The 10036-nt window shown below is 63.2% G+C and carries 12 protein-coding genes; 8 read left to right on the plus strand and 4 right to left on the minus strand.

From position 1 onward, the window contains the following. Window positions 1–227: 227 nt before the first annotated feature. A complete protein-coding gene (locus tag ACTG4J_RS12785) occupies window positions 228–2162 on the minus strand; it encodes a PhoX family protein (RefSeq protein ID WP_439140077.1) in 1935 nt (644 codons plus the stop codon). A gap of 248 nt (window positions 2163–2410) precedes the next feature. On the opposite strand from ACTG4J_RS12785, the gene ACTG4J_RS12790 reads away from it, so the two are divergent. From ACTG4J_RS12790 to ACTG4J_RS12800, 3 genes are all read left to right on the plus strand, one after another. Continuing rightward, entirely contained in the window at window positions 2411–3037 is a 627-nt protein-coding gene (locus ACTG4J_RS12790; RefSeq protein WP_439140079.1) for a L,D-transpeptidase, read from the plus strand. Window positions 3038–3157: 120 nt separating this feature from the next. Then, a complete protein-coding gene (locus ACTG4J_RS12795; RefSeq protein ID WP_439140081.1) occupies window positions 3158–4591 on the plus strand; it encodes an aldehyde dehydrogenase family protein in 1434 nt (477 codons plus the stop codon). A 74-nt stretch (window positions 4592–4665) separates the two neighbouring features. Beyond that, the gene (locus ACTG4J_RS12800; protein ID WP_439140083.1) at window positions 4666–5478 is read left to right on the plus strand and encodes a hypothetical protein; all 813 of its coding nucleotides are present in this window, start codon (window positions 4666–4668) and stop codon (window positions 5476–5478) included. Here ACTG4J_RS12800 and ACTG4J_RS12805 read toward each other — a convergent pair. From ACTG4J_RS12805 to ACTG4J_RS12815, 3 genes are read right to left on the minus strand one after another with little or no spacing between them, the layout of a single operon-like run. Continuing rightward, a complete protein-coding gene (locus ACTG4J_RS12805) occupies window positions 5396–6064 on the minus strand; it encodes a pseudouridine synthase (RefSeq protein WP_439140085.1) in 669 nt (222 codons plus the stop codon). The genes ACTG4J_RS12800 and ACTG4J_RS12805 overlap by 83 nt on opposite strands. Beyond that, window positions 6061–6357 carry a DUF1244 domain-containing protein gene (locus tag ACTG4J_RS12810; RefSeq protein ID WP_439140087.1) on the minus strand — a complete coding sequence of 99 codons (297 nt, stop codon included), beginning with the start codon at window positions 6355–6357 and terminating at the stop codon, window positions 6061–6063. The genes ACTG4J_RS12805 and ACTG4J_RS12810 overlap by 4 nt, the downstream gene beginning before the upstream one ends. A gap of 22 nt (window positions 6358–6379) precedes the next feature. Continuing rightward, window positions 6380–7117 carry an N-formylglutamate amidohydrolase gene (locus ACTG4J_RS12815; RefSeq protein ID WP_439140089.1) on the minus strand — a complete coding sequence of 246 codons (738 nt, stop codon included), beginning with the start codon at window positions 7115–7117 and terminating at the stop codon, window positions 6380–6382. 201 nt (window positions 7118–7318) lie between these two features. On the opposite strand from ACTG4J_RS12815, the gene pyk reads away from it, so the two are divergent. The 5 genes from pyk to ACTG4J_RS12840 all read left to right on the plus strand — a co-directional run. Continuing rightward, a complete protein-coding gene (pyk, locus tag ACTG4J_RS12820) occupies window positions 7319–8767 on the plus strand; it encodes a pyruvate kinase (RefSeq protein WP_439140090.1) in 1449 nt (482 codons plus the stop codon). Beyond that, window positions 8764–8997: a hypothetical protein gene (locus ACTG4J_RS12825; protein WP_439140092.1), complete on the plus strand. Its 234-nt coding sequence runs from the start codon at window positions 8764–8766 to the stop codon at window positions 8995–8997. Before pyk ends, ACTG4J_RS12825 begins: the two co-directional genes overlap by 4 nt. An 18-nt stretch (window positions 8998–9015) precedes the next feature. Further along, window positions 9016–9558, plus strand: coding sequence for a hypothetical protein (locus ACTG4J_RS12830; protein ID WP_439140093.1), 543 nt, complete (start codon window positions 9016–9018; stop codon window positions 9556–9558). Between the two features lie 144 nt (window positions 9559–9702). Then, entirely contained in the window at window positions 9703–9903 is a 201-nt protein-coding gene (gene rpmI / locus ACTG4J_RS12835; RefSeq protein WP_213685486.1) for a 50S ribosomal protein L35, read from the plus strand. Window positions 9904–9915: 12 nt separating this feature from the next. Beyond that, window positions 9916–10036: 50S ribosomal protein L20 (locus ACTG4J_RS12840; protein ID WP_439140095.1), on the plus strand; the 121-nt coding region annotated here is incomplete at its 3' end.

Consider the following 10036-nt stretch of genomic DNA (forward strand, 5'->3'; position numbering starts at 1 on the left):
ACCCCTCGGACGTCCTGAAAGAGGGCCAAGAGGTTTGGGTCAAGCTCTTGGGCTTCGACGATCGTGGCAAGGTGCGCCTTGCGATGAAGATGGTCGATCAGGCCACCGGCAAAGAACTTGCCGAGCAAGGCGAAGAAACGGCGGAGTAATCCGCCGATCGCAATCGGAAAAAAGGGGGCGCGCCCAGAACTGGGCGCGCCCTTTTTCATTGAGGCATTGGTTGCCGATCAGCCGACCAGCCCACCATCCTCGCGCTTGACCGCGATGACCGCCGAGCGGGCGAGCGAGCCGCCGTGATCGGGCCAGTCGCCGCCATTGTCGCCGGGGTGCTGGATGCCCACGAACATCGTGCGGCGGTCGGACGACCAGCACAGGCCCGTGACTTCGCAGCCGTTCGGCCCGGTCAGGAAGCGCTCGATCCGGCCCGTGACCGGGTCGCCGGCCAGCATCTGGTTGTTGCCCATGCCTTCATAGATGCCTTCGTTGCTGTCATCACCATCGGTCTGAATCCAGATCAGACCGGTGCTGTCGATCACCATCCCGTCGGGCGAGTTGAACAGGTTGCCCTCGTTGATGTTGGCCGATCCCGCCTGCAGACCTTCGGCCACGGTGGGGTTGCCCGCCATGACGTAAAGATCCCAGAAGAAGCTGTCCGCGCCGTGGTCGCCGCCTGCCGGGCGCCAGCGCACGATCTGGCCATAGTTGTTCGTGTCGCGCGGATTGACCGCGTTGACCGTCATCGGGTCGCCACCCGCATTGGTGCGCACCGTGCCCGCATCGGTCAGCACACCCCGGCGCGAGTTGTTGGTAAGGCAGCAATAGGCCTCGGCCGCGTTGGGATGCACCGCGATCCATTCGGGGCGGTCCATCGTGGTGGCGCCGACGCGGCTGGCGGCCATGCGGGTGAAGACGGCGATATGGGCCGCATCCATGCCGGTGGTGGCGGGGGTCAGCGGCACCCAGCGGCCCGACATGTCGTCTTCGAAGACCGCGACCGACAACTCGCCATCGACCAGAAGGGTCGCGGTGTCTTCGCCCGGGACATAGACGTCACGGCTGAGCCAGCGATACATGAATTCGCCCCGCTCATCATCGCCCATGTAGACAGCGACACGGCCATCGGCGGCGATGGCATAGGCGGCGTTCTCATGCTTGAAGCGGCCCAAGGCGGTGTGCTTGACCGGGGTCGCATCCGGGTTGGCCGGGTCGATTTCCACGATGTAGCCCGCGCGGTGCGGCTCGTTGGGGTTGGCGGCCACGTCGAAGCGCGGATCGAAGCCGTGATAGTTGTAGCGGCCCGGTTCCACGGCGGTGTTGACGCCGTAGCGGCGGAAGCCATCCAGCACCGCGCGGCTGGCCGTGACCTCGGCGGTGGCACCGAAGTAGCCGTTGAAGTTCTCTTCACAGGTCAAATAGGTGCCCCAGGGCGTCCGGCCGGAGCCGCAGTTGTTGAAGGTCCCGAGCGAGGCCATGCCGGTCGGATCGTCCTCGGTCTTGAGCAGGTCGTGACCGGCCGCGGGGCCGGAGAAGGTCATGGGCGTGTTGTGATGGATGCGGCGGTTGTAGGGGCTGTCAACGACAACGGCCCAACCATCGGCACCCTCGGCGATCTCGATCACGCTGACGCCTTGGAAGTTCTGCAACATGCGCACCTCGTCGGCCGAGCTGGGCATGCCATCGCCGGTTTGGGGCAGGTTCACCCGTGGGTTCACATATTCGCTGTTGATCGCGATGATTTCACGGCCATCGACATTGAACAGCTCCATCCCGTCGGTGTTTTCGCCAAAAACGCGGTCCGACATCGCGACGGGCACGCCGTTTTGCGGGTCAAACGCCCCTTCGGCATCCGAGAACAGCGCATCGCCCCAGCGCACCAGCGTTTTCCACTCATAGCCTTCGGGGACATGGATGGTGTTGTCGGTCTGGGCGGCGATGGGCGTGAACGGAAAGCGCGAGGCGGGCTGCGCCATCGCGGTGGTGCCTTTCAAAAGGCCGGTCCCCATGACGGCTGCGCCCGACCCGAAGGCCAGAACACCACCCAAGAAACCACGGCGCGAGATCGCGCGTTCGACAACGCGGTCGAATTCCTGAACTTCGGGACGGGGGAATTTCAACTCGTCCCATTCGTCGGCGGACAGGCTGTGAATGTCGATATCTTTCATCGCTTGTGCTTCCTTGGCTGAGATTGATCGGCGAAACGGCCAAGGACGCGTTAGAAACCCAAGGTAACGGTTTTTTTGCGGTTTGATGAAACTTGGCTTTTTTCCACAGTTTTTGTGCCGCTGATCAGGCTGATAGCCGGTGGCCCATGCGGGGGCTGACACACAAGTGACTTGTCCATAGCCGCGTCACACCGCAAAAGTGACTTGGTTTTAATACGATTCTCGACTGTGCAGGAGGAGGTGCGGTCATGCTGACGCGCCGGCATTTCATCATTACCAGTGCTTCGTTGTTTTCGGGCGCCATCGCCGGCCCGATTGCTGCACAGGATTCCGTTGGCTTCGATGCGCAGGTCACGCGCCCCGATCCAGATCCGAATGCAAACAACCCTTGGGGTCTACACCCGCGTTTCATGCCGACGCGGGTCGAGCACAAGGCCGGGCTGCGCGCAGGGGATATCCACGTCGATGCGCGCGCACGCTATCTTTATCATATCGGCACCGATGGCAGCGCGATGCGTTACGGCGTGGCGATCGGGCGGCCGGGTCTTTATATCCCCGGCACCTTTCGGATCGGCCGCAAGGCGCAATGGCCCTCATGGACGCCAACGGCGGCGATGATTGCACGTGAGCCCGAAGTTTACGGCCAATTCGCGGGCGGTGTGCCCGGCGGGCCGGAAAACCCGTTGGGCGCGCGCGCCTTCTATCTCTACGAAGGGTCGCGCGACACCTATCTGCGCATCCACGGCACACCTCAGCCTTGGTCGATCGGCACCTCGGCTTCGTCGGGCTGCGTGCGGATGGTCAATGCGCATGTGATCGACCTGTATGAGAATGTGGAAAGCGGTGTGACCGCCTATCTCTATCCGCAAGCCTGATCACCGGGGCTTTGCCTTGACGCAAGGTTGGTCGCCTTTGGCCCTTGCGATGTCGGGGCAACGGCTTGCGCCCTGCCCAACTCGGTGACAGGGTCAGCGCCGCATCAGGGAGGATCAGCCATGGATCGCAGCCGCCATTTCTATATCGACGGTCGTTGGGTCGCCCCGGCAACCCCGCGCGATCTCGCGGTGATCGACCCCTCGACCGAAGAGGTCTGCGCCACGATTTCGTTGGGCGATCAGGCCGATACCGATGCCGCCGTCGCCGCCGCACGCCGGGCCTTTGACGGGTGGGCCGCAACCCCCGTGGCCGAGCGGATCGACGCGTTGGAGCGTATTCTCGCGGCCTATCTGAAGCGATCCGAGGATATGGCCCAAGCCATCACCGCCGAGATGGGCGCGCCTATCGATTGGTCGCGCCAGCAACAAGTCACCTCGGGCGATTGGCATTTCGAGGCCTTCCTTGCCGCCGCCCGCGAGATGGATTGGGAACGGCCCCTTGGCCCCCATGCGCCGGGAGAGCGGATTATCCATGAAGCCATTGGTGTGGTCGCGCTGATCACGCCGTGGAACTGGCCGATGAACCAGATCGCGCTCAAGGTCGCGCCCGCGCTGTTGGCGGGCTGCACCATGGTGCTGAAACCCTCGGAAATCGCGCCGCTTTCGGGGTTGGTCTTTGCCGAGATCGTCGATGCCGCGGGTCTGCCGCCGGGGGTGTTCAACCTTGTGAATGGCGACGGTCCGGGCGTGGGTAGCCAGCTTTCGGTGCATGCGGATGTCGATATGGTCAGTTTCACCGGCTCGACCCGCGCGGGGCGGCTGATTTCCAAGGCGGCCGCCGACACGATCAAGCGCGTCAGCCTCGAGCTGGGCGGCAAGGGTGCGAACATCATTTTCGCCGATGCGGATGAAAAGGCGGTCAAGCGCGGTGTCATGCGCTGCTTCGGCAATTCCGGCCAATCGTGCAACGCGCCGACCCGCATGCTTGTACAACGTGACCGTTACGAGGCAGCCGTCGAGATCGCCGCCAAAACAGCCGAAGAGACCCCAGTCATCCCCGGCTATCAGGAAGGGCGCGGTATCGGCCCCGTCGTGTCGGCGATGCAATTCGACAAGATCCAAGCCCTGATCCAAACCGGGATCGACGAGGGCGCGCGGCTGGTCGCGGGTGGCACCGGGCGGCCCGGGCATCTGAACCGCGGCTATTTCGTGCGCCCAACGGTTTTCGCCGATGTCACCCCCGACATGACCATCTACCGTGAAGAGATCTTCGGCCCCGTCTTGTCGATCACCCCCTTCGACACCGAGGAAGAGGCCATCGCGATGGCCAATGATACCGAATACGGGCTGACCAACTACATCCAGACCACCGACAAGGACCGCCTGCACCGGGTGGCGCGGCGGGTGCGCTCGGGGATGGTGGAATGCAATGGCAAAGGGTTCGGCAAGGGCTCGCCCTTTGGTGGCATGAAGCAATCGGGCAGCGGCCGCGAAGGCGGTGTCTGGGGCATCCACGAATTCCTTGAGGTCAAGACCGTCAGCGATTGGGACTGATCCGACAGCGGTTTTCGCCGCGCTGCGGAAATTAGTCGTGGTCCTGTCACCTCTGCCGCCTATCTTTGGCAGAGATGACGGAAAACAAGCACATAACTGGCCCGGTGGTCTTGATCTTGGGCAGCGGTCCCGCAGCCGTTGCCGTGCGGGGGTGGGACAGGTCCGTGTTCCACCAGATCGTGGCGATCAACAACGCATGGCGCCTGCGCCCCGATTGGGATGTCTCGATCCACCCCGAGGATTTTCCCCCCGAACACCGCCCGCCCACACTTGCCCGCGGTCAGTCGCGGATCGTGGCAGATGATTATGTCCCGATCCAGAACGCCTATGGCGGTTTCGTCTATGCGGGCGGCACCATGGCCTTTACCGCCGGATACTGGGCGCTTGGGGCGCTGCGCCCCCGCGTGATGGCCTTTTTCGGTTGCGACATGGTCTACGCCGCGACGGGGCGCACGCATTTCTATGGCACAGGCACCGCCGACCCGCTGCGCGCCGATATCACGCTGCAAAGCCTCGAGGCCAAGGCCGCGCGGTTGCAGCTGTTGGCCGCCGAACAGGGATGTGCCTGTGTCAACCTGTCGATGCAGGACAGCCGACTTGTCTTTCCGCGTGCGGGTCTGGATGAATTGGTCGGTCAAAACCCCTTGATGCCTGATGCAGCCGCGGTCGCCACCGCCAAGGCGCGCGAGGCGGAATTGAATTACGTCGTGCCATCGGGACGCTATTGGCAAGAAGCCGCGCGTTTCGACGCCGCCGCATTGGCCGATCTCGACGGGCTATGGCTGGCGGCCCATCAGGCCACGCTCAGAACGGCACCGCTGCGCGAAACACCATCCCCATCCCGCCATTTGGGTGCCGCAGCTTCAGGCTTTCGGCGTGGAGCATGAGGCGCGGATAATCTCGCGCTGCCCCCGTCGCATAGAAGGGGTCGCCCAAGATCGGATGGCCGATCTCAAGCATATGCACGCGGAGTTGATGTGACCGCCCGGTCTTGGGGTAGAGCCGCATCCGCGTTGTGCCATCTTCAACCCGCATACGTCGCCATGATGTCTGGGCGGGTTTGCCGATCTCCCAGTTGACATGCTGGCGCGGGCGGTTGGGCCAGTCGACGCAAAGCGGCAGGTCGATTTCCCCCTGTGCCTCGGCCACCTCGCCCCAGACGCGGGCGATATAGGTCTTTTTCATCTGCCGCTTTTCGAATTGCTGCCCAAGATGGCGCTGCGCATGCGGTGTCAGCGCAAATACCATGACCCCCGAGGTGTCCATATCCAGCCGATGCACCAACAAGACCTGCGGAAAGGCCGCCTGGACCCGCGCGATCAGGCAATCGGCCAGATGTTCCGCCTTGCCCGGCACCGACAACAGCCCGGCGGGCTTGTTGACCAAGATGATCGCGTCGTCGACATGGATGATGTCAAGCGGGCCGTCGGGCGGCGCGTAGTCAAAGGCCGGGTTGGGGTCTGCGTCGGTCAATGGTCGGGTTTCGATTGCTCGAAAGCGGCCTGTTGTGCGGCGCTCGCCTCGGTCTGGTGCAGCGCCTTCCAATCCTCATATGGCATGCCGTAGACGATTTCGCGCGCGGCCTCTTTGTCGATGGCGATATCGCGTTCGGTGGCGGCCTCTTGATACCAGCGGCTCAGGCAATTGCGGCAAAAGCCTGTCAGGTTCATCATGTCGATATTCTGCACATCCGCGCGTTCGTTCAAATGCTGCAAGAGCCGGCGAAAGGCGGCGGCTTCGAGTTCGGTGCGGGTGGCGTCATCCATGGTGTCTCTCCCTGTGATTGGATCAGACCTCGGCATTCTTGAGCGCCGCGTCAAGCATCGGTGCCAAGCGCCGCCCCCAATCATGCTGTTGAACTGGTGATGTGATCAGATCGTTGCGCAACTCGATCAAGACATGGGGCAGGCCCGGTTGCACCCCATGGCGGTCGAGCGCGTCACCGGGCAGATGCCCGCTATAGGGTTCATTATCGCCGACACAGATATCACCTGCTGCGTGGAGCTGGGCCAAAAGGGGATGGGCCAAGCGCGTATCGGCGGCATAAAGCACCCCCACATGCCAAGGGCGCGGCGCGCGACCGCGCAGCTGCGGCGTAAAGGAATGGATCGCCAAGATCACCGGATCCGCACGGCGGGCAAGCAGCCCCGACAGCGCGTCGTGATAGGGCCTGTGGAACAGCGCAAGCCGCCGCGCGACCTCGATCGCATCGGCATGGCGGTTGGCCGGGATGATCGATCCGTCGTAGATCTTCATGCAAAGCGTCGGGTCATCCTCGCCCCGGTTCGGGTCGATCACGAGGCGCGAGAAATCCGACCAGATGACCGGGCTGTCGAGTGCCGCCCCCAAGGCGCGCGCCAGACCGGCCGCGCCGATATCATAGGCGATGTGTCGGGCCATATCTTCGGGCGGCAGACCAAGATCGCCACCCGCCACCGTATCGGGCACCCGGTTTGAGGCGTGATCGCATGTCACCACCCAACGCCCCGGGCGATCTTCGCCCTCGATCTGATAGGCTGGCGTCATGTCCTTGTCGCATCCGTGATGTTGCTAGGGGGCGGAAATAGGACTTTCGCGCAGGCTTGGCCAGTGGTCGTGCCGCATGTCTGTTGTCGGCGTCCCGGAATTGCGCCATAGAGCAATAAAGACGCGCATGTTTGCGCTAACAATTGGGCCAAGCCATCCAGCGATTGGCTGACCGAATAGCGGATGAAGAGGAACCGACCGATGAAACGCGACCGTAACGTCAAGATCGTGGCGACACTTGGCCCGGCATCGGACGGCGAGCATATGATCCGCAAGCTCTATGATGCGGGGGCCGATGTGTTCCGCCTCAACATGTCCCATGGCGGCCATGCCGAGATTTCTGCGCGCCACGCCGCGATCCGCAAGGTAGAAGCCGATGTTGGTCGCCCCATCTCCATTCTGGCTGATCTTCAGGGGCCCAAGCTGCGTTGTGGCGTCTTTGCCGATGATGAGGGGCATGTGCTGAAAAACGGCGCCTCCTTCCGCTTCGATCTCGACAAGACACCGGGCACCGAAACGCGGGTCAACCTGCCCCACCCCGAGATTTTCGCGGCCCTCGAACCGGGTGCGCGGCTTTTGGTCAATGACGGCAAGGTGCGGCTGCAGGTCGAGGCCTGCGGCGCCGATTTCGCCGATTGCACGGTGATCGCGGGCGGCCCGGTGTCGAACCGCAAGGGCGTGAACGTGCCCGATGTGGTGCTGCCCTTGGCGGCGCTGAGCGAAAAGGACCGAGCCGATCTGGAATTCGTCTGTGCGCTGGGCGTCGATTGGCTGGCGCTGTCCTTCGTGCAGCGCGCCGCCGATGTGCATGAGGCGCGCGATTTGGCCAAGGGGCGTGCCGCGATCCTATCCAAGATCGAGAAACCCGCCGCCGTTGCCGCCTTTGACGAAATTCTCGCGGTTTCCGACGGGATCATGGTCGCGCGTGGTGATCTGGGCGTGGAATTGCCGGTGCAGAACGTGCCGCCGATCCAGAAGCGGCTGGTGCGCAAATGCCGTGCCGCCGCCAAGCCCGTGATCGTGGCAACCCAGATGCTCGAGAGCATGATCGAAAGCCCGATGCCCACCCGCGCCGAGGTGTCGGATGTGGCCACCGCCCTTTACGAAGGGGCCGATGCCGTGATGCTGAGCGCGGAATCTGCCGCCGGCTCCTACCCGGTCGAGGCGGTGCAGACGATGAACAACGTGGCCCTCGAGGTCGAGAATGACCCCAACTTCACCTCGATCATGGCCGCCTCGCGCACGGTTGCGCGCGTGACGACAGCCGATGCCATCGTTCTGGCCGCCCGCGAGATCGCCGAAACCGTCGATATCAAGGCGATCTGCTGCTTCACCCAATCGGGCAACACCGCGGCGTTGGTCGCGCGCGAACGCCCGCAGGTGCCGATCCTTGCGCTGACGCCCTTGGTCGATGTGGCGCGGCGCATGTGCCTGACATGGGGGTGCCATTGCTATGTTACGGGCGAGGTCACGCGCTTCAAGGGTGCCGTGGTATCGGCTGCGCGGATCGCGCGCGAAGGCGGCCATGCGACCGAAGAAGACCAGATCATCGTCACCGCGGGTGTGCCGTTCAACGTTCAGGGTTCCACGAACATCCTGCGCGTGGCACCATGCGCCGAGCGATTGATTTATGCGTCGGACCCTGAGTGAGTGTTGATCCAAATATCCTGATCGTGATCGCCGCTTTTTTGGTGATCCTTGCGACCGCATCGCTTGTGGCGGGGTGGGTCAATCGGATGTGGTCATGGCCCGCTGCGGCCGCGCTTGTCATCGGGCTTGGGATCTTGGGTTATGTGCATCTGGGGCTGATGCCCGATGGGCTTGGCTTTTTCGATCTTCCGATGGCTTTCATCCATGTCGCGGCGATGGTGCTGAACTAGATGCGCGTCACGCTTGTGATGGCTTTGATTGTAGCCACTGCCGCGCCTGTCTCAGGGGCCGTGCGCGACGGGGCGATCTTGCAGCAATCGGGGCAGGGCCGTTTCGTTTTGCTCGATGCAAGTCAGCCCTTCGCGGTGGGCCAAGATCATTTCGATGACGACAATCTTTACGCTTTCGACGAGGCGCAGATGATCACGCTGCGCCGGCCACTTGCCGTCGATATCGGCGGCACGCCCGCGGGTGTGCTGCCCATCGGCACCCAGCTGGCCAGCCATTATGTCTTTTTCGACAGTATCGACAGCAGCCACTTCGCCTATGTCGCTTTTGATGCGCCGATCCTCGGCGTGGCGACGCAACGGGCGACGCTGGCGGCCTCCGATGATCTGGCAGGCACCGCCGTGCGCTATCTCAGCCCCGGATTGCGCGGGCTGGAGACCGGGGACGAGGTCTGGATCGACCCTGAGGATTCGCATCGCTTGTTCTTGCTATGGGCTGGTTCCTCGCCTGGCGATTACATCCGCGTCTTTACGGCCATCGCCGCGCACCCCGGAATGATGTAAGACCACATCTCGGCGCGGGCTTTGTCGCAGCGAGGCGCTGGACAGCCCCGCGCTTTGGCTGTATGCGACGCGCTCCAACGGTGCGGCCGGCCAAAACGGCATGCCGAGTCGCGCCCGAAGCTCTCTAGAAGACAGGAGACGAAAATGCCGAAGATGAAGACGAAATCGAGCGCCAAAAAGCGCTTCAAAGTGACCGGCACCGGCAAGGTTGTCGCGGCACAGGCCGGCAAGCGGCACGGGATGATCAAGCGGACGACCAAGTTCATCCGCAACGCGCGTGGGACGACGACTCTGTCCGAACAGGACGCGAAGATCGTCAAGACCTACATGCCCTACGACCGCTGAGGAGGCCGCAAAATGTCCCGCACCAAAGGTGGAACCGTTACCCATCGCCGCCACAAGAAGGTTCTTGACGCGGCCAAAGGCTATTATGGCGCCCGTTCGCGGAGCTTCCGCACCGCGACGCAGGCTGTCGACA

This window comes from Roseicyclus sp. (genome assembly GCF_965662675.1).
Taxonomy (GTDB): domain Bacteria; phylum Pseudomonadota; class Alphaproteobacteria; order Rhodobacterales; family Rhodobacteraceae; genus Roseicyclus.

Excerpts from the sequence above, each read along its gene's own strand:
- ACTG4J_RS12785 (WP_439140077.1), bottom strand. The coding sequence starts at position 2,162 with ATGAAAGATATCGACATTCACAGCCTGTCCGCCGACGAATGGGACGAG.
- ACTG4J_RS12790 (WP_439140079.1), top strand. The coding sequence starts at position 2,411 with ATGCTGACGCGCCGGCATTTCATCATTACCAGTGCTTCGTTGTTTTCG.
- ACTG4J_RS12795 (WP_439140081.1), top strand. The coding sequence starts at position 3,158 with ATGGATCGCAGCCGCCATTTCTATATCGACGGTCGTTGGGTCGCCCCG.
- ACTG4J_RS12800 (WP_439140083.1), top strand. The coding sequence starts at position 4,666 with ATGACGGAAAACAAGCACATAACTGGCCCGGTGGTCTTGATCTTGGGC.
- ACTG4J_RS12810 (WP_439140087.1), bottom strand. The coding sequence starts at position 6,357 with ATGGATGACGCCACCCGCACCGAACTCGAAGCCGCCGCCTTTCGCCGG.
- ACTG4J_RS12815 (WP_439140089.1), bottom strand. The coding sequence starts at position 7,117 with ATGACGCCAGCCTATCAGATCGAGGGCGAAGATCGCCCGGGGCGTTGG.
- pyk (WP_439140090.1), top strand. The coding sequence starts at position 7,319 with ATGAAACGCGACCGTAACGTCAAGATCGTGGCGACACTTGGCCCGGCA.
- ACTG4J_RS12830 (WP_439140093.1), top strand. The coding sequence starts at position 9,016 with ATGGCTTTGATTGTAGCCACTGCCGCGCCTGTCTCAGGGGCCGTGCGC.
- rpmI (WP_213685486.1), top strand. The coding sequence starts at position 9,703 with ATGCCGAAGATGAAGACGAAATCGAGCGCCAAAAAGCGCTTCAAAGTG.